The following is a 23039-nucleotide window of genomic DNA, read 5'->3' on the forward strand; positions in this document are numbered from 1 at the left end:
AGCACGGCCGCTATTCCCAGTTAAAGCTCTAAGTTTACTTGAATACCTTATAAGTGCATGTTCTGAAAGTTAATGCTTACTTCTTGATCCAGTGCATCATCTCACGCAATTGTCCGCCAACCACTTCGATTGGGTGTTCAGCTTCGTTACGACGAGTTGCTGTCAAGAATGCACGTCCGGATTGATTCTCCAGAATGAAGTCGCGTGCGAATTTACCTTGTTGGATATCCGTCAGGACTTCTTTCATTGCTTTCTTCGTATCTTCAGTTACAACGCGAGGTCCAGTTACATAGTCACCGTACTCAGCTGTGTTACTGATGGAATCACGCATACTTGCAAGTCCGCCTTCATACATCATGTCAACGATCAGCTTCAGTTCGTGCAGACATTCGAAGTATGCCATTTCAGGAGCGTAACCCGCTTCTGTCAATGTTTCGAATCCAGCTTTTACCAAAGCACTTACACCACCACACAGAACAGCTTGCTCTCCGAACAGATCTGTTTCTGTTTCTTCACGGAAGGAAGTTTCGATAACCCCTGCGCGAGTACAACCGATACCTTTTGCATAAGCCAAACCGATTTCTTTCGCTTTACCTGTTGCATCTTGCTCGATTGCGATCAGGCCCGGTACACCAAAACCTTCTACATAAGTACGACGTACCATGTGACCAGGGGATTTAGGAGCTACCAGCAATACATCGCTGTTTTTTGGAGCAACGATTTGACCGAAATGAACGTTGAAACCGTGTGAGAAGAGCAATGCAGCGCCTTCTTTCAGGTTTGGTTCGATTTCGTTTTTGTATACAGAAGCTTGAGTTTCGTCAGGGAGCAAGATTTGAACTACATCTGCGCGGCTTGTTGCTTCAGCCGGGGACAGAACTTCAAATCCGTCATTTTTTGCAGTGTCGAAGGATTTACCTTCACGAAGTCCGATGACTACGTTCAATCCGCTATCACGAAGGTTTTGAGCTTGGGCGTGGCCCTGGCTACCATAACCGATTACCGCGATCGTTTTTCCTTTCAATACGTTAAGCTCTGCGTCCTGTTCATAATAAGTAGTTACTGGCATGTTTATTAGTCCTCCTTTGTATTGTAAAGAACCCTTCATTAATGAGCGGGTGTCTCAAGGGACCGGCTCGCTTAAAGTATTGAAAGCGTCTCTGGTCTGATCCGATCCGTTCAGACACCCGCCCATTAATGCGGGAGTGTGGCTATCTTTTCAAGCGTTACATCACTAAAATGTTACCTTATAACTGTTAAGGGACTGACACTCTCACATAAGATCAACTGTATATGTTAGCTAACCGTCGTCCCCTCTTCATTCATTATAGCCTTATACGTTGCCGCGTACCAATGCAGTTATGCCTGTACGGGACAATTCGCGAATGCCGTATGGCTTGAGCAATTCAATCATCGCATCAATTTTGTCCGTATCTCCGACCACCTGCACAATCAGGCTGCCTGGACCAACATCTACAACGGATGCGCGGAAAGTTTCCACCACACCCAGAATTTCAGGACGCTCGGAAGGCTCTGCTTTCACTTTGATCAGCGCGAGTTCACGGGCTACCATCGGTTTCAGGCTGAAATCAACCACTTTAATGACATCGATGATTTTGTACAATTGTTTCTCAATCTGCTCCAGTGTTTTATCGTCACCAATGGTGACAATAACCATCCGGGAGAGTCCGGGTTCTTCCGATTGACCCACTGTAATACTTTCAATGTTAAATCCGCGTCGACCGAACAACCCTGATACCCGCTGAAGGACGCCTGGCTGATCGTTAACCAATATTGAAATCGTATGTCTAATCATTCCTCAGCATCCCCCATCAGCATTTGATCAATTGTTGCTCCCTGCGGAACCATTGGATACACATTTTCTTCCTTGCGTACCACGAATTCTACAACGACTGGTCCTGGTGTATCCAGAGCTTCCTGCCAAGCCCGCGCCGCTTCTTCTTTATTCGTTGCACGCAATCCTTTCACGCCATATGCTTCAGCCAGTTTTACAAAATCCGGACTTCCTGCCAGATCAATGTGGCTGTAACGGTTCTCATAGATGAGTTCCTGCCATTGGCGAACCATTCCAAGTACTTGATTGTTAATGATAACAATTTTTACCGGTATATTGTTAATGGCACAGATCGCGAGTTCTTGGGAACACATCTGCATTCCGCCATCACCGTTAATAGAGATAACGAGTCTGTCCGGATTAGCCATCTGAGCACCAATTGCAGAAGGGAATCCAAAGCCCATCGTTCCGAGACCACCCGAAGTTACCCATGAACGTGGTTGATTAAACTTATAATATTGTGCTGCCCACATCTGATGTTGTCCCACATCCGTCGTCACAATCGCTTCACCTTTGGTTGTATCATTCAGCATTTCTACAACCCACTGAGGTTTCAGCACTTCGTCTGAATCCGTATAGCTGTAAGGCTTCTCTTGTTTCCACTGTTTGATCTGGTCTCTCCATGCATCTGCACGCTCTGCACGCTTAACTTCTTTGTTTGCAATTTCCAGTACGGTTTTCACATCACCAACAATTGGAATATCCGTTGCGATGTTTTTACCAATCTCAGCCGGATCAATATCGATATGAACGATCTTGGCATGTGGAGCGAATCCATCCAGCTTGCCTGTTACCCGATCATCGAATCGTGCGCCGATGTTAATCAGCAGATCCGCTTTTTGAATGGCTTGATTGGAAGTGTACGTTCCGTGCATACCTGGCATACCCGTCCATAATTCATGACCACTCGGGAATGCGCCAAGACCAAGAAGTGTAGTTGTAATTGGAATGCCTGTCTTCTCAACAAACTCGAACAGTTCTTCATGTCCACCCGAGTATACCACACCGCCACCGGCCAAAATCATTGGACGTTCTGCTTCCTGAATGGCCTGAGCCAAACGGTCAACCTGCAGTTTGTTCGGTACTGTCCGTGGATTGTACCCTCTCAATATAACAGGTTCAGTTGTCGGTTCAAACAATGTTTTGTTCGCAGATACATCTTTCGGGATGTCGATCAGTACAGGACCTTTACGACCGGTATTGGCAATATGGAATGCCTCATGAATTACACTGGACAGGTCTTTTACATCTTTCACCAAGTAACTGTGTTTGGTAATTGGCATTGTAATCCCGGTAATGTCCGCTTCCTGGAAAGCATCTGAACCGATCAGGCTCGAGATTACGTTCCCCGTAATGACTACGAGTGGTACTGAATCCATATATGCTGTTGCAATACCGGTAACCAGATTCGTTGCTCCTGGTCCGGAGGTAGCAATACATACACCCACTTTTCCGCTTGCCCGTGCATATCCGTCAGCCGCGTGAATTGCACCTTGTTCGTGACGGGTTAAGACGTGCTTAAAGTCCTCGAAACCATACATTGCATCGTAAATGTACAACACTGCGCCGCCCGGGTAACCAAATACACAATCTACACCTTCAAGCAACAAGCTTCTCAGCAGAATTTCTGATCCGCTAATGACCTCAGGCTTCATCCATTTTTCGCGTAATTCATCTGTTGACCGTACTTCTGGAATTTGAGCTCCCATCAGTCATCCTCCTCTCGGAATTTACATCATTCTGACATTTAAAGTTACAAAAAAAACCTTCCATCCCTGCAAACAAGTTCATGCTTGCGAGGGACGAAAGGTTATCGCTTCCGTGGTACCACCCAACTTTGTCCGAAATTTCGCAATAACGGACCTTACCAGGTACAACAAAACGATAGCTCAAACGAACATAGTCGTTTCCCATACCTGTTGTCTGTAACGCAGACATACGATTTTCCCTAATACGCGAAAGGAGTGACATCCAGTGCTTTTCAGGAAAACAGCTCCGAGGTGAGCTCGTATATAAGGGGTTATGGTGGTGGTTTCAGCAATTCCAGCCACTCTCTGAGCAAAAGAGCCCTTAAAACTTCGTCCTCTTCATAGCCGATGAAATATTCTCGTTAAATGTTAGGAACATTATATGATTCCTCCAACCGATAAGTCAATACCTGTTTTGCATAAAAATTCAGAGAACCTTCCTTCCTCCCTGTTCAGCCTATAAGTTTGCCCTAATCCCCGCACTTCATTCAGTCACCTTTTATCTTGCTTCGGGCATAGAATATACGAGCAGCACGACTGGTCCTGAAAGGAGGCTCCGCATGGTGATTCGGCAACGCACATCCAAGCTGGATGATGGCGCCATCATGAAGCTGATTGACACTCAACTTGTTCCTCTATCTCATATGAGTGAAAAAGAAATTAATAAAATCCGCAAAGAAATACCCCTGCGAATGAACAGGGGCATGACCTTTGTTGTCTCGCCAGAGCCAGACAAAGCTGCTGTTGCATTCATCCATTTTCTCATGCATGGTGAACTGCTCTATGTCGATATGATGGCCGTTAGTCCGAAAGAGCAACGCAAACGTTACGGTCAGACTTTGTTACTTAAAGCAGAGAGCTTTGCGGCATCTCGGGGTTGTAAAAGATCGAAAGTCATGGTGGATGAAGGCAATACCAAAGGGCTTCAGTTTTATCAAAAAAATGGATATAGTGCGATTCGATACATTATGATAAGCCGCTGCTACGAAATGGAAAAAACATTATAGAATGACCTAGAAAAATCCTGGTGGACGTGGACCCGGTCCATATGGGCCGAAACCAGGGCCCGGGCCATAACCGCCACCAGGTCCTCCAGGTCCATATCCCGGTCCGTAACCTGGACCATATCCAGGGCCTGGTTTCGGTCCAGGTCCATATCCGGGACCGAAGCCGGGGCCAGGACCATAAGCGTAAGGCAGTGTGGCAATAGCAAGCAGATCAAACAACACCAGTGGCAGAATCGCTTTTGTACGTACTTTTTTGCCATTCAGACGCTTCAGTACCAGTTTGTTGCCAGATACTTTCAACAGCTTTCCCGTAACCCGAGTGCCGTCTTTTTTGATTACCACAATATTTTTGCCTATTAATTTCATCGCTTCATCACGCGTAACTTGTTGTTTCATACTTTCCCCTCCTCCTCGGATCGTTCAAAACAGTGTATTCGTCCATGACCGGATTCGCCTGTTTCTTTGTCCCTACCTGAAAATATGGGTATCTGAACGAGAACCAGGGAGAGTATGCAAAAGTGGATGAGCATTCAAGAAAACAAAAAAGGCCCGCACAAGGCGGACCCTTTTAACAAAGCATTGGATAGCTAACTTGATATGCTGAAGGTTGTTACCTTTTACCCGGATCGTACGCTTCACCGAGGGCAGACGGAGCCGAAGAACGACCAACCGCTGCAACGAGAACGATAATGGTAAGCAGGTAAGGCAGCATATAAATAATTTCCTGGGGAATACTCTGTGACCATTCGAACAACTGTACATAGTTTCGGATCGCTTGAGAGAATCCGAAGAACACAGCCGCACCAAAGGCACCGATCGGATTCCACTTACCAAAGATCATAGCTGCAATGGCAATATAACCTTGGCCGGAAACCGTATTGTGTGAGAATGTACCTGTAGTCGTCAATGTAATCGCAGCTCCACCAATGGCCGCAAGTGCACCACTGATCATAACGGCAACATAGCGATACCGACGCACTTTAATACCAACCGTATCTGCCGCACTTGGATGTTCACCTACAGAGCGCAGGCGCAGACCAAATGGCGTTTTGAACATGATGTAATACGTCAGGAATACGAACAGAATGGCCAGATATGTCGTTGGATATACATTCTTGAAGAAGGCCTCTCCAAGCAAAGGAATGTCTTTCAAGAACGGCACATCAAACTTGCTGAACCCTGATACCAACGGTGAATCACCAGAACCTTCAAACAACAGTTTAACCAGGTACAACGTACTTCCTGCTGCCAAAAAGTTAATAACGATACCACTGATAATCTGGTCTGCCTTAAATGTAATAGACGCAACGGCATGAATCAGCGACACGAGTACGCCCAATACAATCGCAAGCAAAATACCCATCCAGGCCGATGTGGTTCCACCCATGCCCGCTTCTTGCGCATAATGTGCCCCGATTCCAGCTGCAAAGGCACCAAAGACCATGAAGCCTTCAAGTCCGAGGTTAGTCACACCTGATTTTTCCGAAAAAATTCCGCCGAGGGATGCAAAAATCAATGCCGTAGCAAAGACAAGCGTCGTATTGATAATTTGCCCAATTGTCAACAAGTCCATCTACAACACCTTCTCTTTCTTGCGCTTCGAATAGAACGGTTTAAGTATCCAGCGCACGATGCCCTGTGCCGCAATGAAGAAGATAATCGAACCGATCACAATCCGAATAATCTCAGGCGGAACATCCGCAGCGAAACTCATACCTGCAGATCCGTACGTGAGGGTACCGAACAGCACTGCCCCCAATAACACCCCAAACGGATGATTCAAACCAATCAGGGCAACCGCAATTCCGTCAAAACCTGTTCCCGGCGAACCCGACATGACAGTCTGGTACTGGAACACCCCGAGCACCTGGAATGCACCACCAAGACCTGCAAGCATACCACTGATGAACATCGCTTTTACGATATTCCGGTTAACATGCATACCTGCATATTCAGCCGCATTCGGGTTGTAGCCTACCGCGCGGATTTCATAACCCTGTTTTGTTTTCCACATATAGATATAAAAGAGCACAGCCATCACAATGGCAATCAACGTCCCCATGTGTACACGGGAGTTGCCCATCAGTTCAGAGAGCCATGTCAAACTAATCGAAGCCGATTCACTGATATCCACGGAACGATTCTCGCCTTTTAACAGCAAGAATTGGCGAACGATAAGGTTAGCCAGATACAGACCAATCCAGTTCAACATGATACTGCTGATAACTTCATTGACCCCACGTGCCGCTTTCAGATAACCAGCAATCGCGGCCCAAAGACCACCAAACAATGCACCGGCAATCAAAGCCAGTGGCGCATGGAGGTAGATCGGCAAACCTGCAAACTTAACACCAACAAATGTTGCAGCTGTCATACCGACGAGAAATTGACCTTCTCCCCCGATGTTGAACAGCCCTGCACGTGATGCAAATGCAAATGCAAGTCCAGTCATGATCAGTGGCGTCATTTCACGTACCGCTTCACCAAAGTTGTACATGTCTCCAAATACCTTGGTGAACAATGCGCCATAAGCTTCAACCGGATTGTAACCACCGATCAGCATGACAACCCCACCGAGAATCAGACCCATAACAATGGCGACGACAGGCAAAATAAATGAATCTCGGGTAAACCATTTCAATACGTTATTCATGCGCAGTACCTCTCTTTTGGGTGCTGCCCGCCATCATCAAGCCGAGCTCCCTGTCATTGGTTTCTTCCGGCAGCACCTCGCCAACGATCTGGCCTTCATAGATAACAGCAATTCGGTCAGATACATTGATAATCTCATCAAGCTCAAATGAAATCAGTAGAACAGCCTTACCTTGATCGCGTTGTGCTATCAGTTGCTTTTGCACGAACTCAATAGCCCCTACGTCCAAACCACGTGTTGGTTGGGCAGCAATAAGCAATTCAGGGTTTTTATCCACCTCACGGGCGATAATGGCCTTCTGCTGGTTTCCTCCGGACAAGGAACGAGCTTTGGTCTCGATGCTTGGTGTACGCACGTCAAATGCCTCCACAAGCCGCTTCGCCTGCTTTTTGATCGCATCGAAGTTAAGGAATCCTTTACGGGTGTATGGTGCTTTATAGTACGATTCCAGAACGATATTTTCACTCACTGAAAAATCAAGGACAAGTCCATGTTTGTGTCGATCTTCCGGGATATGGGCTATGCCCGATTCAGAAATATGGCGCGGAGAATGATTGGACAGCTCCTTGCCCTCCAAACGAATCGAACCGCTCTCGACTTTACGAAGTCCGGTAAGGGCTTCAATGAGTTCACTTTGACCGTTACCATCCACGCCTGCGATTCCGACAATCTCTCCTGCACGCACATTCAGGTTAAGTTGGTTCAGAACCGAAATACCTTCTTTATTCTTCGCAGTCAATTTACTAACTTCAAGCACATTGGCTCCTGGTGTAGCCGGTTTTTTGTCCACTTTGAATGTGACATTCCGACCTACCATTTTCTCTGCCAATTCATTCGGATTGGTTTCCGATGTTTTGACCGAATCAATGACTTTACCCCGACGAATAATCGTTACCGTGTCGGAGATCTCCATGATCTCTTTCAGTTTGTGCGTGATCAAAATAATCGACTTGCCTTCAGCTACGAGCTTCTTCATGATGATCATCAATTCTTTGATCTCTTGAGGAGTCAATACCGCTGTAGGCTCGTCAAAAATCAGAATGTCTGCACCGCGATACAAGGTTTTAACGATCTCCACACGTTGCTGCATTCCGACAGAGATATCATGAATTTTGGCATGCGGATTCACCTTGAGTCCATACTGTTCGGACAGACGCTGCACTTCAGCGGCTGCTTTTTTATAGTTAATATTGAGACCCTTCGTTGGTTCAGATCCCAAAATAATGTTCTCTGTTACCGTGAACGGCTGTACAAGCTTAAAGTGCTGATGCACCATGCCGATGCCAAGATCGATCGCTCGGTTAGGGCTGTCGATGATGACAGGCTTGCCATTCACTTCAATGGAACCTTCATCTGGCTGATAGAGACCAAATACAATATTCATCAACGTTGACTTACCAGCGCCGTTTTCGCCCAGTAGCGCATGAATCTCGCCTTTACGAAGCTGAAGGCTGATAGCGTCGTTGGCAACAATGCCTGGGAAACGCTTCGTTATTTGTTTTAACTCAACGACGGGGGTTGCTGCACCCATGTAATCACCCTTATAACTGATATAGTGTGGTTCCGCAAACGAAAGAAAAGCTCCTACCGGAGCGTTGATGCACAATGACCTTGTACAATTGTTATGATGACTTGATCAAATGTTCCTGTTCTTGCAATCATAAGGCCGGTCAAGACCGGCCCTGATGATTTATTCTTATGCGACTAGGATCAAATTACTCAGTAGGTACTTTGATTTCGCCGCTGATGATTTTTTCTTTGTATTCATCCACTTTAGTAAGGATGTCAGCAGAAACATTTTTTGTAGAAGTATCAGCAATACCTACACCGTTCTCTTTCAGAGTCAGATTTTCGGAACCGCCAGCAAATGTGCCGTCGATCACTTCTTGGTTTACTTTCTTAACTGCTTCATCAACTTTTTTGATCATGGAAGTCAGTGTTACTTCATCACCAAACTCCAGGGATTGGTCTTTATCTACACCGATAACCCATACTTCTTGTCCTTGTTTCTTACGAGCGATTGCTTCGTTGAACACACCGTTACCAGTAGCACCGGAAGAGTGGAAAATGATATCCGCACCTTGGTTGTAGATCGTAGCTGCTGCTGCTTTACCAAGGTCTGGTTTGTCAAATGCACCTGTATAGTTGGAGATCAATTCAGCATCAGGATTAACTGCTTTAACGCCTTCTCTGAAACCAACTTCAAATTTCTTGATCAATGGGCTGTCCATTCCCCCAACAAAACCGATTTTGTTCGTTTTTGTAGTCAGACCGGCAACAACGCCAACCAGGAAAGAACCTTGCTCTTCAGCAAATGTTACGGATTTAACGTTAGGAACATCAACTACACTGTCAATGATCGCAAGTTTAGCTTCTGTGTTTTGCTCAGCAACAGTCTTGATTGCATCAGCCAATTGGAAACCGATACCCCAAGTCAGGTCATATCCGTTTTTAACGAATTCGTTCAGGTTCGGAATGTACTCTTCATCGGATTTACTTTGCAGGTATTTAACTGCAGTACCTGTTTCTGTTTCAGTCGCTTGCAGAGCTTCCCAAGCGGATTGGTTAAAGGATTTGTCATTAACTCCACCTACGTCAGTAACCATACCGATTTTAAGATCGGATTTTGCTTCAGTGGATGTGCCACCTGTATCTCCTCCGGCATTTGTTTCTTCTTTCGGTTTGCTACCGCAACCTGCGAGCATAACCGATACCGCCAGCAACATTACCAAAGACAAGCTGAGCATCTTTTTCATTTCTCTTTTTCCCCCTTAATGATATATCCTTCATTCCAATCCAGCCTACATTGATCGGATCAACAGATAGCAGGAATGACTTTTATGCAGAATGTATGGTTTCTTCGACATTAAAAGCGCATTCTCACCCTTGAAGCATCCAATCATCTGTCGAAAAACCGAACATTACGACATGGAGAGAAAAATTAGGACTAGCCTACTAGAGGTGATTATACAATCAACCAGTGTTAAAATCCAGATGTTTCATCACCAAATATCACATATTTTTGTTCTTTTTTTATTGAAAACGCTTAATAATTTAGCGTTTTAACACACTAACGTTACAACGATGTGATGTTATATAACAAAAACATACCGCTAACTTTAGTGATATGTGAAATTCACCTGTTTTCTTTTGTACTATTTCACCGTTCGTATTTTATGTATTCCCATGGTCTGTTATTCATTCGTTGTCTGGTCTCATTGTTCCCTTCCAGACTATAGCCTATTCGTTCTACTCCTTCAGAGATTCATCTCCTAATCCCCTCAAAGCCGTAAAAAAGCCGCCATATAGGTACGGCGGCTTGTATCATACAATTTAAGCGTTGATTTTGCCTTTAGCTACAGTAGCCAAAGAGTTGAACGCATTGATGTCGTTAACGGCCAGATCAGCCAACATTTTGCGGTTCATGTCTACACCAGCAAGTTTCAAACCATGGATCAGTTTGTTGTAAGATAAACCATTCATACGTGCTGCTGCATTGATACGAACGATCCACAGTCTGCGGAAGTTACGTTTCGTGTTGCGACGGTCACGGTATGCGTATACCAGGGATTTCATTACTTGCTCGTTTGCTGTTTTAAAGATACGGTGTTTGGAACCGAAATAACCTCTTGCCAGTTTCAAAACCTTTTTATGACGACGACGTACTACAAAACCGCCTTTTACTCTTGCCATATTAAAGAACCTCCCAAATAAATATAAATGTATCCGTTGTATGTGTACGGCCGTAGCCGATCCCCCCATACGGAATGTACTAATTAGAATTAGCCTTTCAAGTTAGCCAAACCTTGTTTCAAACGTCTAACATCCCCGGCAGCCATAACTGGGTTACCGTTCAGAACGCGCTTAGCACGTTTGGATTTGTGAGAAAGCAAGTGGTTTTTGTGAGCTTTGTAACGAAGGACTTTACCGGAACCGGTAATTTTGAAGCGTCCTTTCAAACTGCTGTGTGTTTTCATTTTAGGCATTTTGTGTTTCCTCCTCCAATGTTATCAGGCTTTAGGAGCCAAAATCATGATCATACTGCGGCCTTCCAATTTCGGTTGACGTTCAATAGTACAAAGTTCTGCAACTTCTACCTTAACGCGCTCCAAAATCCGTTGACCAATCGCGGCATGTGCAATTTCACGTCCGCGGTAACGAACAGAACATTTCACTTTGTCGCCTTCGTTCAAAAACTTAACTACATTACGAAGCTTCGTTTGATAATCGTGCTCCTCAATATTGGAACGGAACCATACTTCTTTAATGTCAACAATTTTCTGGTTCTTACGGGCTTCTTTATCTTTCTTTTGTTGCTCATAGCGGAATTTGCCATAGTCCATGATGCGACACACCGGCGGTTTAGCCTGTGGTGCCACATTGACCAGATCCAAATTCAGATCAATTGCCATTTGCAGTGCTTCGCGAATGGGCGTAATCCCAATTTGTTCTCCTTCAGCTCCGACAAGGCGTACTTCCTTCGCCCGAATCTCATCATTAATCATGTGATCTTTACTAATAACCGTCCACCTCCAGGTCATTTTGAATATCCTGTTACACAAAAATAAAAGGGATGCCGGTCAAGCTACCGACATCCCTGTAATCAACACAATTCTTCATGAGTATACACTTCATAAATTATTGGGATCGTTGACCAGCCAACATAGTGTTGATCAGGTGAGAAGTCGGACTTCTACTTGTGATTCCATTGCTATTCGTTTTAACGCACTTGAATACTATAACATCCACGAAATACCTTGTCAACATCTTCACAACTTTTTTCGTAATTATACATTTGTTATATCAGATGCAACAACTCATGTATGCCTGCTTCTTACCCTTGTTTGCTCTGTACCTCATCCAAACGTACAACACGCGTGTGCTGCGTGTGGCTCCACTGTTTGTTGTTCTGCGTGAAGAAAGCGTAGAACGTGATCGGGTACCATGACAACAGGTAAATCGGGAACAGGATCAGATATAGATAAACTTTGGCAAAGGTAACCTTCTCTAACGCCATCGACAACAGGAACGTCAGGATGTTCAAGCCAATAGCCACAAATCCAACCCATAGCGGGAAGTATCCATAAATATTTGCAATGTGCGGACCCTTGAATATAGCCATGTCTACCCACATCGCAGCAGTCATGAGGAATGTAAGCAATACAACATAGACATTGGCTCCATAGATAGCAAGGTCAAATTTCACCAAGCTTCTTTCCTTAATGGACTGCCAGAGCAGTGGGAAGAAGTATCTACGAGCAACTGTAAAGTGACCTTGCATCCAGCGCAGACGTTGTCTCGCTGAAGCTTTGAATGTTAATGGCTTCTCATCAAATACTTTGGCATCGTAGTTGAAAACAGGATATACATTACGTTGCACACTACGCATCGTAAACTCCAGATCCTCAACCAGACTTGTTGCGCCCCAGCCAATTTCCTTCAGCAGGTTGGTCTCGAAGCACATCCCCGTACCTCCGAGGAAGTTCGCCATATTCAAGTTATGACGAGACAACTGCCACAGACGGTTGATGTACCAGTAAGATACACCGTATGCTGCAGTAATCCAGGAATCCTCCGGATTTTTCGTATCAATGTATCCTTGGATAACACGCGAACCATTGTTCAAGTCATCATTCATCTCAAGCAAGAAGTTACGGTCAACCAGGTTATCCGCGTCAAACATGACAACTGCGTCATACTGACGCGGCAATTTCCACAGGTACTTAAGCATCCATTCGATGGCATACCCTTTACCTCTTAGATCGGCATTGGTACGCACACAGGCATTTAACCCATGTTCTCTGACAATCTGTGCCGTTCCATCCGTACAGTTGTCACAGATGACAAACACATCATACAGATCTTCCGGATAATCAAGTTGTTTGAGGTTCTCCATCAAGGCACCAATGACCTGTTCCTCATTGTGTGCTGCGACGAGTACAGCGAAAGATTTTGTCGCCGGATAATGTTTCTTTTTCTTTTTCCTAATCAGACCAAACAGCGAAAACGTGAATTGGTACACGGCTAGCAGTGCCAGAATGACCTGCATCGTGACGAATATAGCGTCCAACATCGTTCTCTGTTACCCCCTTTTTTTCGAAACCCAGTTTACTAAAGCATTTTCTCTTCCTGATTCTGCAAGTTATTTTTTTTTGATCTGCAGAATATGACCCTGTTCTTTTGTGTACTACGCGAATATATCAGGCAATGTTTCAAAGCTTGGTTGCTATCAGTTGGCTGCTTTATCGATTCTGTATTCTTTTCAGTCATTTGTCAAAACCCCAATTCCACTTTCTAAAGCAGAAATGTGATCTTTAAAGGCTGAATAGACACTTCGTGATACCACAACCTCGCATTCATGCCTGTTATATCTTATTTTCAGCCGTTTACTTGATTTTTATTTCTAAAGTCCCTGCTTTTTTCATCAGCATGTTATTCTTCGTCAGAGGCTCTATAACAAATAACGCAAACAGACCTCAAAAAGTTTAAAACAAAACTCACATTTTTTTACCTCATTTCAGCCATGTTGAATCATTGTATCTTTTTTGGCTTACTCAAGTCAAAAAGTTAAGATGGATATCTATCCACTCTTTAACATGAATTTTACGTTCTTTACATGTGTTCGTCTTGAAAAGGACAACATTTAAAAATATGATAAACATATACCTGAAATAACCTCAAGTTCGCGAAAAACGGTTATATACTAATCAGGACGAAACCGGATGCAGAAATTCACCGGAAATACTGCCGCCATTACGGGCGGCCTGACTGGCAGGAGGCCAATATGAGCCGTTTTTTCTTAAAGTTTCAAGATTATGATCGAAATGTTTTTATGTGGATCAACGGCCGACTTCATAATCGTTTTATGAATTTTTGGCTGTATTATTTCACTCATCTGGGTGGGGCAACTTCTTCTATTGCAGTATCCTTGTTAATCTGGCTGCTTGCTCCAGCTCCATGGAGCACAACAGGACTTCAGGCTTGTATCGCTCTTGCGGTCAGCCATATTCCTGTAGCCATCGCGAAAAAATTGTATCCTCGCATTCGGCCTTATCTGGCCTTGCCGGATACCATTACGTTTCGTAATCCCCTGACGGACCACTCGTTTCCTTCAGGACACACAACTGCCATTTTTTCGGTCACGGTTCCATTTATGACCGCTGATCCGATCTTATTGCTAATATTGTTGCCTGTGGCTCTTATTGTCGGATTCTCTCGAATTTATCTGGGATTACACTATCCTTCCGATGTTCTGGCAGGTGCTACAATAGGTACTTTAGTCGCACTTGCAACAGTTGCATTCTGGTCTTAAAGCCGATATGTTAGACTCAGAAAAACCTAGCAGGAACAGGTGAAGCAAGCGTGGAGAAAAAAAGAGTATTACTATTATCTGAAGGCTTTGGTACGGGGCATACTCAAGCCGCCTATGCACTGTCCAGCCATTTGCGAAAGCTGTCGCCAGACGTGCAGACGAAAGTGCTTGAACTGGGAAGTTTCTTAAATCCCAAGGTTGCACCTCTTATTATAACGGCATACAAAAAAACGGTGACTAACCAGCCCAAACTCGTGGGGTACGTATACAGGCATCAATATAAAAAGTCATTGAACCGGCTCACAACGCTGGCGCTGCATAAACTGTTCTATACACATACACGCAGCGTCGTGCGTCAGTTACGTCCCGATGCGATTGTATGCACCCATCCGATCCCAAGTGCTGTCATATCCAGACTGAAGCGACTGGGTGTACAGGTTCCCCTTTGCACAGTCATTACCGATTATGATGCACATGGGACATGGATTAACCGTGAAGTAGACCTTTACCTGGTTTCTTCAGATGAGGTTAAGTCCAAACTAATGTTGCGTGGCGTACCTAAAGACAAAATTCGAGTCACAGGCATTCCCGTACATCCAAACTTCTGGGAGCATCCCGGTCGAGATGAGATCCGAAGCAGATTTAATCTCAAAAACATGCCCACTGTACTGGTAATGGGCGGGGGTTGGGGAATGCTCAGTGACAAGTTAGTTCATCCGTTACTGACACGCTGGCATGAAGATATTCAGATCATTTTCTGTTTCGGACGCAATGATAAAGCACGGATCAGCATGGAACAGAACTCGATGTATCGCAAAGAAAACATTCATATTATTGGTTACACCAACGAAGTCGACAAATTGATGGAAGTATCCGACCTGCTGATCACCAAGCCTGGCGGCATGACTTGCAGCGAAGGATTGGCCAAGGGAATTCCAATGTTGTTCCATAATCCTATACCAGGTCAGGAAGAAGAGAACGTTCATTATTTTACCGCAAGAGGTTTGGGAGAACCCATAACTTCGCTCGATGTAGTGATCAAATGGATGAATAAGTTGCTGAATCACTATCCGGATATCGTACGTAAACGCAAACGCCATCTGGCGGAAATCGCCAAGGTTCATCCGATGGAGAGCGCTCAAAGTATTATCGACCTGCTGGAGGACGTTCGTCCTTCATCCGCAGAAGAGGCCCGTTTATAATTTTATCCAATCAAGCCTCTAACCAACGGCTTCAAACAAGCCTGCAACCACATCGAAAAGGTGCCTTCGAATCGGAAGGCACCTTTTCTTATGAAGGAAAGTACAAACTATTGAATGCCAGCTAACTTCAAGTACTCTTGCCACTGCTTGGTGTACTCCGCCTGAATTTTTTCCAAACCTGCTTGTTTTGCCTTCTCCATGAACGTGTTCAATCCAGCCTCTACGTCTGCCACCAAACCTACATTAAGCGGATACAAATATTGTTTTTCCACTTGTTCCAATGCAGCCTTCTCGGCTTGGTACGGTGTCCAGTCTTCAGCAAATCCGGTATAAATATCAGGTTTTTTGATTTTGTCGAGATCTTCAAACATGGTCAGCACGTCATCAAAGGTTTTGTCATAGAGCATGAATTCCGGATTACGCCATGCCCAACCATTCATGCCCTCACGCGGGAAGCCGTTCGTCTGTGCATCGCCTACCATCTTGTAGTATCCATTATCTACCTCAAAGTTTTTGCCTTCAACGCCGTATTCAGTCAACCAGTTATATCGTTTGTCTGTCACCAGCTTCTCATAAAAGGCCAAGGCTTTTTCAGGATTTTTGCTGCTACGCGGAATCGCAAAACCGTTGTGAATCGGGTGAACCGGCTGTGCAAACCCTTTCGCATTCGGGTACGGGAAATAAGCCAGTTTCCAATCGGGATGCGTAGACTGTACCTTGATGACATCTGCATTAAATTTGTTCGGGTTCTCTCCAGACAGAACAACAGCTGCTTTTCCATTTTGCAGCAATGAGTTGGAAGTATCCTTTACATTCAGTACGTTTTTCGGGAAAAAGCCTTTGTCCATCCACCGCTTGTATGTTTTCAGGTCTTCGAGATGTTGCGCCGATCCCCAATAAGACGTCACAGTGGACGGCGTGTCATACATAATATCCAGTCCATATGGGAGTTGACCTGCTGTATTCACCAGCTTGGATGTCAATTGACGAATACCGTGGGTGTGGTTGGCATTACTGTCTGCGATCGGAATCATATTCGGTTCGTTGGCTTTGATTCCTTCCAGATACGCTTCGAGTGTCTCCAACGATTCCGGCTTCGGAAGATTGTACTTCTCGCGCAAATCTTCGCGGTATGCAATTCCCTCTGTTACATACTCAATCCATGTCGATGGAACGGTATAGATTTTGTCATTGATTTTGACTGCATTCCACATGTCGTCAGGGACATGGGCTTTCAGTGCCGGCGCTGCTGTAGGCAGCATTTCATCCAGTGGCAGGAACGCGCCCTTCTTGGCATAGGACTGGTAGAATGTCCAATCCGCTGTGAAGATCAGATCGATCGGCTGCCCGGAAGACAGCAGCAGTTTATATTTTTGATCCCAGTCGGTCCATGAGGTGTAGTTGAATTTCACATTGACGTTCAGATCAGCCTCCGCCAGCTTATTGATCTCGGATTCAATAACAGGCAGATCTTTTGGAGCATCCCCAAGCATGTAAAATTGAAGCGTGACTTTCTCGCCTTTGTTCTCGGATGTTCCTCCTTGTTCACTTCCTTGCGTCGATCCCCCCGAACCGTTATTACATGCGGCAAGTACCCCGGCGAACAACATCAGGGCAAGTACCAGAGACAGGTGCCGAATTGTTTTGTTACGCATACGCATCCTCCCTTTTTGTGGTGAACCTTTATATGTTAGCGCAGACTCGCCATGTTTCAGACCGGAAATGATGTCAATGGCCTGACACCCACAGCGTGTTCACGTTCTAACCTTTCACTGCACCAATGGTGAGTCCTTTGACAAAATAACGTTGTACAAACGGATACAGGAACAAAATCGGTCCCGTTACAACGATAGCCATTGCCATCTTGGTTGATTCGGTAGGCACATCCTGACTGAGTGTGATCCCTGTGCCAATCGCCATCTGGTCAATGAATGTAATCGTGTTCATCGTGTTGTAGAGATAAAATTGAAGTTGGTACATATCCGGGTTGTTAATGAAGAGGGATGAGGTAAACCAGTCATTCCAGTAACCCAGTGCCAGAAACAGACCTACGGTGGCGATACCAGGCATCGCCAGTTTCAACACAATGCTGAAATAGATGCGGAAGTCATTCGCTCCATCAATTTTGGCGGACTCAATCAATTCATCCGGCACTGCGGAGCGAATGAAGTTTTTCATCAGGATAATGAGAAATGGCGTCATCAACCCCGGGAAAATCAGTACGGTGTACGTATCTGTGAGATTGAAGTAGTTCGCCAGCATAATGTACCAAGGTACAAGTCCCCCACCAAACAGGGTTGTGAAGTAGATAAAAAACGAGAACGTGTTACGATATTTAAAATCCTTACGCTGGAGCACAAATCCGGCCATCGTGATGAGGAATAGCCCTAGCGTAGTCCCCACCACCGTTGTAAAGACCGTTACTCCATAAGCCTTGAGTACCTGAGTCGGGAATTTGAACACCATTTTGTAACCTTCCAGGGAAAAGTCCGTTGGAAAGAGGTGATAACCATCCCTCACAATGGACTCGTTGCTACTGAATGAACCGGATAGAATCAACAGAAACGGTAGCAAGCACATGATTGATAAAATGATGATGAAGCTGTAGGAAATCAGTTGAAACATGAAAGTGAATTCCGAATCTCTGAGACGAGTATTCGTACGAGTGTGAGTATTCATGGGCGTGTTCATGATCGTTCTCCCTCCTGCCCTGCGGGCGTTCTAGAACAAGGCGTAGTCCTCATTTACTTTGCGAATAATATAGTTGACGGTCATGATCAAAATGAATCCAAACAAGGACTGATACAGACCAGCTGCCGTTGCCATCCCGATATCAAAAGTTACTTTCAGTGAACGATACACATACGTATCAATAATATCTGTAGCGTTGTACAAAACCCCGTTGTTGCCGATCAGTTGATAGAACAGATCAAACTGCCCCTTCATAATGCTACCGAGCGAGAACAACAACAATATGACAAAGGTTGGCTTCAGCATCGGTACCGTAATGTACCAGATCCGCTGAAATATATTGGCCCCGTCGATTCGGGCGGCTTCATAATACTCGTCACTGATACCCGTTATGGCGGCCAGATAGATGACCATGCTGTATCCAAGATTTTTCCATAGATAAAAGATGATGATCAGGAACACCCAGATCCAGGGTGTGTTATAAATGTCGACCGGGCCAGCCTCAAAACGTTTGAGCACCGTGTTCACAAAACCCGACTCGTAGTTAAACATGTTGTAAGCGATTACACTTAATAGTACAAATGAGATGAAATACGGCAAGAACATGACGGATTGCGTGATTTTTTTGAATAACCTGCCCCGGATCTCGCTAAGCATGATCGCACAGAAGATCGCCAGACCGTTTCCTAATATAATGAAGGCGAGATTGTAACCCACAGTGTTGGTTGTGAGCTTCAGCAGCATTCCGGATTGCCACAGGAACTTAAAGTTCTCCAGACCGACAAATGGACTACCAAATAATCCGCCTTCAAAATCATACCGGGTGAACGCATAATAGATGCCGACCATCGGAAAATACGAGTTAATCAGAAAAAAGATCAGCGTGGGCAACAGCATCAGAAACATGATTTTGTTTTTGTTCAATTCTTTGAGCATGGCTCGATCCCTCCCGAATTTCTTGCGGTGCTGCGTGGTGGAGCTCTCTTTTTATTGTAGATGCTCTCTTCACTCACGGATACTGAAGCTTCCCTTCAGAAAATGAACGATTCTGCGAAATGAACTATGAACAAAACGAACGAACCATGAAATGAACAGACATCCACACACATCCGTTCACAAATGTTGATATCGTGCATAGGCTACACCTAGTGAACAATCCAGCGAAAGTTGAACTTTATGTAGACAAAACAGGCAAAACAGCCTGTCTATCATTGATGTAAACGCATACATAATATATAATTCAAGTTACTCTTGTTCTTCTGCTCATCCATATATGAAGCCTCACGTATGTATATGAAATTCTATGTTGTTCACCCAAAATAGGAGGTCTGAGGGGGAAACAGAATGCGTAAACGTTCAGAGGACAGTCAGAAGGTCTTCACACGGATTCTGATCGGCATTATTATCAGTACCGTCGCTACCTTACTTGTGGCTTCTTCTATTTTGTATGTCAACTATAATCGGATTGCTCTTCGCCAGGTGTATCGTACAGATATGAACAGTCTTACTCAAACCAGCCGTGAAGTGGCCAAAATGACCGAGACTGCAAAATCATTGTCATATCAGATTTATCAGGACTACACTATCTCTTCATTACTGCTCTATTCCAAACCAAATATCTATGAGATCACATCGGCGATGGAGCAGCTAGACAACTACCGTATGTCCCTTCCCTTTATCGAATCCATCTATGTATATAACTCCAAAAGTAATGAATTCTATATCAGTTCCAACGTGCGCAATGGGCAGCAGTCCATCTCGGAGATCGATGATCAGGGGATTACAAGCATCCTCCAACGCTTCCATGACTATAAACCTTTTGTGCCCATCCCGCGTACATATCAGGTCGGCTCTACCGAAGCAACAGAGGTTAACAGCTACACCTATCTCTGTTATGACACGATTAATGATAACGCGAAGCTAAACTATGCTGTCGTCGTTAATATCAAGGATGATTGGCTCAGTCCAAATATGAATGCTGTGGATCAACCAGGCAAAACTTTTATCGTAAATGAGAATGGAGACCTTTTATCTGACTTTGGCGACCGTTCATTGATGAAAAATCTCTCCAGCGAAGCTTTTATGAAGCCAATTATGCAGGATACGGAGCAGTCAGCTTACTTTACCGAGAAGGTCGACGGAGAGAAATCTCTCATCACCTATACCGCTCCCGATGACCTGGGTTGGCGTTATGTGAGAATAACACCTTATGATCTGATTACCTCAGATATACGGAGTATGCGCACACATACCGTTCTGTTTTGTGTTGGACTTCTCTTCGCAGGGTTACTGCTCTCTTACCTTGTGTCCCGAAAACTTTATCACCCTATTGATAAGGTGCTTGTTCGTTTACGTGTGATGGAAGCAGAGCGACGTGGCAGTCTTCATTTGTTACGGCAGGATTTTCTACGAGGGGCCCTGCAGGGCCGCGAAACAGTAACTGGAGGTATGCTGGAAGAACGGATGAAGTTCTACGGCTCCTCTATTGACGTTCAGCGTACATCCAGGCTGGTATTGCTGCGTATTGACCATTTTACCGAATTCTGCGAAACGTACCGTGATGAGACCCAACTTGTAAAATACGCCATGATGAACATATGCACCGAGACAGCCGATCTCCACTACAATGCGGAAGCTGTGGACATGGGCGGTGATCTGATCACACTCATCTTCAATGAAAAAGAGGAAAGCCATGAACTTGGGCAACCTGCTCATAACCGGATCGAAGATCTGCTACGTATGATGCAGGCAGCTGTAATGACCCATTTAAAATGCTCCATCTCCTTTACCATCGGCACGGAAGAAGATTCCTTGGAAGACAGTATTGCATCTTACACCAGATCAGCCGAAGCTTCACTCCATCGTTTGTTCATGGGAGCGGGCTGTCTGATCTATACCTCTGACATCATGGCTTATCACACCAAAGAATACGCATTCCCCGCAGGTAAGGAAAGACAACTTATCGATTATCTAATGACAGGCAAGACACGAGAAGCCAAACAAGTCTATGCAGACATTGTCGGCGAAACAGCCGCATATCCGTTCACCGTCTTCCAACTAGCTTTATCCCATCTGACGATGACCCTAAATCATGTACGAAATACGCTCAAGAAGAATAATCAGCTTACGCTTGATTCAGTCTCCGATGGTCTAATGCTGCCTGTTAAAGACGCTGAGGACATCAGTGAGGTACATGAACATTTCTATCGGATGTTTGATGAGCTTGGTTCCAAAGTTGAGGAGAAACGTACACTGAAGCATGAAGAGTTGATTCGTAGAATCAATGGCATTATTGAACGGGACTATGCAGACCCTAATCTCTGTCTAACCTCGATTGCAGATGAACTGGGCATGTCGCCAATCTATGTGAGCAGGCTCTACAAACAACTCACCCTGAAAGGGCTCACCGATGTGATTAACGAAACTCGCATAGCCAAGGCTCAGCATCTATTGGTGGAGACGGAGAACTCCGTAGCCGATATTGCCGAGAGAACCGGATTCACCAACAGTTCATACTTCTATCGCATGTTCAAAAAGTTCAATGGCGTTACACCAAACGATTATCGCCGCAAAGAGTTCCATTCAGAGAACTTTTGAAAACATAAAAGACATGAGTTTAAAGGTTCATTGTGCAACGAGCGTCAACGAAAAAAAGCGACTGATGAGATGAATGGTTCATTCTCATAGGTCGCTCTTTTTTTGTATGAAGTTACTTTTATTCCTGTTCCTGATCTTCGCCAGACTCATCCGAAGCTTCACGAACTTTATACTTGTCCAGACGTGTCTGTTGGTACTCACGCAAAGCCTCTTCACCAACAATTACTTCAACTCGGTGAATATTCATCCCTTTACCCATGAATTTCTGCTCGTACTCTGTCATCACATGCTCTTCGTTCAAGCCATCACGATGCAGATTCAAAGACAGGTTGGTCATTTGCAGGCCGAAGTCGGCAATCGCGTTGAGTGAAAAATCGAACAACGTCTCCGAATCGGTTTTGAAATGAATCTGTCCTTTTGCATTAAGCAATTCCGTATATTTTTTCAGGAAGCGTGGATGCGTCAACCGACGGCGCGCATGCTTGGCTTTTGGCCAAGGATCACTGAAGTTCAAATAAATGCGTTCCAGTTCTTCCGGTTCAAAAACTTCCTCAATCTGTTCAATATTCGCCAGCGCAAGCTTGAGGTTCGGTGGTGTCTCCACATCAGCCTGACTCCATGCATTGCGAGCCTTCTCACTGGCACGACGCACCAGCTCATCATACATATCAATTCCGATAAAATTAAATTGCGGATATTTATAACTCATTTGGCTGATAAATTGACCTTTACCCATACCAAATTCCACGAAGATCGGATGGTCATTGCCAAACAGTTCAGACCATTTTCCTTTGTGCTGCTTGGGGTCCAGTACAACAAGATCGACTTGCTGCTCCAGATTTTCTCTTATCCCTTTTCTGCCACGTAAACGCATTTTATTCCTCCGTTTGTCCCATACTTGTCTCAAACTTATTTTGCCGAAGAACTGGCAAATTGTAAAGAGCAATGAAAAGGGAATCTTCGGATCTGCCACT

20 protein-coding genes are annotated in these 23039 nt (G+C 44.9%); 4 read left to right on the top strand and 16 right to left on the bottom strand.

The annotated features are described in order from the left end of the window. Positions 1–76: 76 nt before the first annotated feature. From ilvC to ilvB, 3 genes are all read right to left on the bottom strand, one after another. Positions 77–1069, bottom strand: coding sequence for a ketol-acid reductoisomerase (gene ilvC / locus FS628_RS05590; protein WP_062833429.1), 993 nt, complete (start codon positions 1067–1069; stop codon positions 77–79). 264 nt (positions 1070–1333) lie between these two features. Continuing rightward, on the bottom strand, positions 1334–1816 hold the full coding sequence (ilvN, locus tag FS628_RS05595; protein ID WP_024628317.1) for an acetolactate synthase small subunit: 483 nt from the start codon (positions 1814–1816) through the stop codon (positions 1334–1336). After that, the gene (ilvB, locus tag FS628_RS05600; protein WP_145319858.1) at positions 1813–3564 is read right to left on the bottom strand and encodes a biosynthetic-type acetolactate synthase large subunit; all 1752 of its coding nucleotides are present in this window, start codon (positions 3562–3564) and stop codon (positions 1813–1815) included. Before ilvB ends, ilvN begins: the two co-directional genes overlap by 4 nt. 602 nt (positions 3565–4166) lie before the next feature. Here ilvB and FS628_RS05605 point away from each other — a divergent pair. After that, a complete protein-coding gene (locus tag FS628_RS05605) occupies positions 4167–4610 on the top strand; it encodes a GNAT family N-acetyltransferase (protein ID WP_397351990.1) in 444 nt (147 codons plus the stop codon). Positions 4611–4616: 6 nt separating this feature from the next. Here the strand turns inward: FS628_RS05605 and FS628_RS31265 are convergent, their stop codons facing one another. The 9 genes from FS628_RS31265 to FS628_RS05650 form a co-directional block, all read right to left on the bottom strand. Further along, positions 4617–5006, bottom strand: coding sequence for a hypothetical protein (locus tag FS628_RS31265; RefSeq protein WP_186327717.1), 390 nt, complete (start codon positions 5004–5006; stop codon positions 4617–4619). A 214-nt stretch (positions 5007–5220) separates the two neighbouring features. Beyond that, complete coding sequence (locus tag FS628_RS05615; RefSeq protein WP_145319860.1) at positions 5221–6183, bottom strand: ABC transporter permease; 963 nt, start codon at positions 6181–6183, stop codon at positions 5221–5223. Then, positions 6184–7263, bottom strand: a complete 1080-nt coding sequence (locus FS628_RS05620) for an ABC transporter permease (protein ID WP_145319862.1) — start codon at positions 7261–7263, stop codon at positions 6184–6186. It lies immediately after the preceding gene. Next, positions 7256–8794 (bottom strand): ABC transporter ATP-binding protein, encoded by a 1539-nt coding sequence (locus tag FS628_RS05625; protein ID WP_145319864.1) that lies wholly within the window; start codon positions 8792–8794, stop codon positions 7256–7258. Before FS628_RS05625 ends, FS628_RS05620 begins: the two co-directional genes overlap by 8 nt. A 184-nt stretch (positions 8795–8978) precedes the next feature. After that, positions 8979–10019 (bottom strand): BMP family lipoprotein, encoded by a 1041-nt coding sequence (locus FS628_RS05630; RefSeq protein WP_145319866.1) that lies wholly within the window; start codon positions 10017–10019, stop codon positions 8979–8981. Between the two features lie 577 nt (positions 10020–10596). Then, positions 10597–10956, bottom strand: coding sequence for a 50S ribosomal protein L20 (gene rplT, locus FS628_RS05635; protein ID WP_017689664.1), 360 nt, complete (start codon positions 10954–10956; stop codon positions 10597–10599). A gap of 89 nt (positions 10957–11045) precedes the next feature. Next, the gene (rpmI, locus tag FS628_RS05640) at positions 11046–11249 is read right to left on the bottom strand and encodes a 50S ribosomal protein L35 (RefSeq protein WP_017689665.1); all 204 of its coding nucleotides are present in this window, start codon (positions 11247–11249) and stop codon (positions 11046–11048) included. 24 nt (positions 11250–11273) lie between these two features. Further along, positions 11274–11768: a translation initiation factor IF-3 gene (gene infC, locus FS628_RS05645; protein ID WP_145321407.1), complete on the bottom strand. Its 495-nt coding sequence runs from the start codon at positions 11766–11768 to the stop codon at positions 11274–11276. Positions 11769–12097: 329 nt separating this feature from the next. Then, the gene (locus FS628_RS05650; RefSeq protein ID WP_145319868.1) at positions 12098–13336 is read right to left on the bottom strand and encodes a glycosyltransferase family 2 protein; all 1239 of its coding nucleotides are present in this window, start codon (positions 13334–13336) and stop codon (positions 12098–12100) included. A 711-nt stretch (positions 13337–14047) separates the two neighbouring features. Here FS628_RS05650 and FS628_RS05655 point away from each other — a divergent pair. Next, positions 14048–14575: a phosphatase PAP2 family protein gene (locus FS628_RS05655; RefSeq protein WP_145319870.1), complete on the top strand. Its 528-nt coding sequence runs from the start codon at positions 14048–14050 to the stop codon at positions 14573–14575. Positions 14576–14625: 50 nt separating this feature from the next. Then, entirely contained in the window at positions 14626–15777 is a 1152-nt protein-coding gene (locus tag FS628_RS05660) for an MGDG synthase family glycosyltransferase (RefSeq protein ID WP_145319872.1), read from the top strand. Positions 15778–15884: 107 nt separating this feature from the next. Here the strand turns inward: FS628_RS05660 and FS628_RS05665 are convergent, their stop codons facing one another. The 3 genes from FS628_RS05665 to FS628_RS05675 all read right to left on the bottom strand — a co-directional run bounded on the left by FS628_RS05665 (position 15885) and on the right by FS628_RS05675 (position 19404). After that, positions 15885–17438 carry an ABC transporter substrate-binding protein gene (locus FS628_RS05665; protein ID WP_440131246.1) on the bottom strand — a complete coding sequence of 518 codons (1554 nt, stop codon included), beginning with the start codon at positions 17436–17438 and terminating at the stop codon, positions 15885–15887. A 100-nt stretch (positions 17439–17538) separates the two neighbouring features. Further along, complete coding sequence (locus FS628_RS05670) at positions 17539–18402, bottom strand: carbohydrate ABC transporter permease (RefSeq protein WP_370511436.1); 864 nt, start codon at positions 18400–18402, stop codon at positions 17539–17541. Positions 18403–18498: 96 nt separating this feature from the next. Then, entirely contained in the window at positions 18499–19404 is a 906-nt protein-coding gene (locus tag FS628_RS05675; RefSeq protein WP_017689672.1) for an ABC transporter permease, read from the bottom strand. 408 nt (positions 19405–19812) lie between these two features. Here FS628_RS05675 and FS628_RS05680 point away from each other — a divergent pair, with 408 nt between their 5' ends. Then, positions 19813–22065 (top strand): AraC family transcriptional regulator, encoded by a 2253-nt coding sequence (locus FS628_RS05680; RefSeq protein WP_145319876.1) that lies wholly within the window; start codon positions 19813–19815, stop codon positions 22063–22065. Positions 22066–22183: 118 nt separating this feature from the next. On the opposite strand, the gene trmB is transcribed toward FS628_RS05680, so the two are convergent. Continuing rightward, positions 22184–22939, bottom strand: coding sequence for a tRNA (guanosine(46)-N7)-methyltransferase TrmB (trmB, locus tag FS628_RS05685; protein ID WP_145319878.1), 756 nt, complete (start codon positions 22937–22939; stop codon positions 22184–22186). Positions 22940–23039 lie beyond the last annotated feature (100 nt).

It is taken from the genome of Paenibacillus xylanexedens (assembly GCF_007676705.1).
Classification (GTDB): domain Bacteria; phylum Bacillota; class Bacilli; order Paenibacillales; family Paenibacillaceae; genus Paenibacillus; species Paenibacillus xylanexedens_C.

What these genes read in the sequence shown, in the direction of transcription:
- ilvC (WP_062833429.1), bottom strand. Translation starts at nt 1,069, where the DNA reads ATGCCAGTAACTACTTATTATGAACAGGACGCAGAGCTTAACGTATTG.
- ilvN (WP_024628317.1), bottom strand. Translation starts at nt 1,816, where the DNA reads ATGATTAGACATACGATTTCAATATTGGTTAACGATCAGCCAGGCGTC.
- ilvB (WP_145319858.1), bottom strand. Translation starts at nt 3,564, where the DNA reads ATGGGAGCTCAAATTCCAGAAGTACGGTCAACAGATGAATTACGCGAA.
- FS628_RS31265 (WP_186327717.1), bottom strand. Translation starts at nt 5,006, where the DNA reads ATGAAACAACAAGTTACGCGTGATGAAGCGATGAAATTAATAGGCAAA.
- FS628_RS05615 (WP_145319860.1), bottom strand. Translation starts at nt 6,183, where the DNA reads ATGGACTTGTTGACAATTGGGCAAATTATCAATACGACGCTTGTCTTT.
- FS628_RS05620 (WP_145319862.1), bottom strand. Translation starts at nt 7,263, where the DNA reads ATGAATAACGTATTGAAATGGTTTACCCGAGATTCATTTATTTTGCCT.
- FS628_RS05625 (WP_145319864.1), bottom strand. Translation starts at nt 8,794, where the DNA reads ATGGGTGCAGCAACCCCCGTCGTTGAGTTAAAACAAATAACGAAGCGT.
- FS628_RS05630 (WP_145319866.1), bottom strand. Translation starts at nt 10,019, where the DNA reads ATGAAAAAGATGCTCAGCTTGTCTTTGGTAATGTTGCTGGCGGTATCG.
- rplT (WP_017689664.1), bottom strand. Translation starts at nt 10,956, where the DNA reads ATGGCAAGAGTAAAAGGCGGTTTTGTAGTACGTCGTCGTCATAAAAAG.
- rpmI (WP_017689665.1), bottom strand. Translation starts at nt 11,249, where the DNA reads ATGCCTAAAATGAAAACACACAGCAGTTTGAAAGGACGCTTCAAAATT.
- infC (WP_145321407.1), bottom strand. Translation starts at nt 11,768, where the DNA reads ATGATTAATGATGAGATTCGGGCGAAGGAAGTACGCCTTGTCGGAGCT.
- FS628_RS05650 (WP_145319868.1), bottom strand. Translation starts at nt 13,336, where the DNA reads ATGTTGGACGCTATATTCGTCACGATGCAGGTCATTCTGGCACTGCTA.
- FS628_RS05655 (WP_145319870.1), top strand. Translation starts at nt 14,048, where the DNA reads ATGAGCCGTTTTTTCTTAAAGTTTCAAGATTATGATCGAAATGTTTTT.
- FS628_RS05665 (WP_440131246.1), bottom strand. Translation starts at nt 17,438, where the DNA reads ATGCGTATGCGTAACAAAACAATTCGGCACCTGTCTCTGGTACTTGCC.
- FS628_RS05670 (WP_370511436.1), bottom strand. Translation starts at nt 18,402, where the DNA reads ATGTTTCAACTGATTTCCTACAGCTTCATCATCATTTTATCAATCATG.
- FS628_RS05675 (WP_017689672.1), bottom strand. Translation starts at nt 19,404, where the DNA reads ATGCTCAAAGAATTGAACAAAAACAAAATCATGTTTCTGATGCTGTTG.
- FS628_RS05680 (WP_145319876.1), top strand. Translation starts at nt 19,813, where the DNA reads ATGCGTAAACGTTCAGAGGACAGTCAGAAGGTCTTCACACGGATTCTG.
- trmB (WP_145319878.1), bottom strand. Translation starts at nt 22,939, where the DNA reads ATGCGTTTACGTGGCAGAAAAGGGATAAGAGAAAATCTGGAGCAGCAA.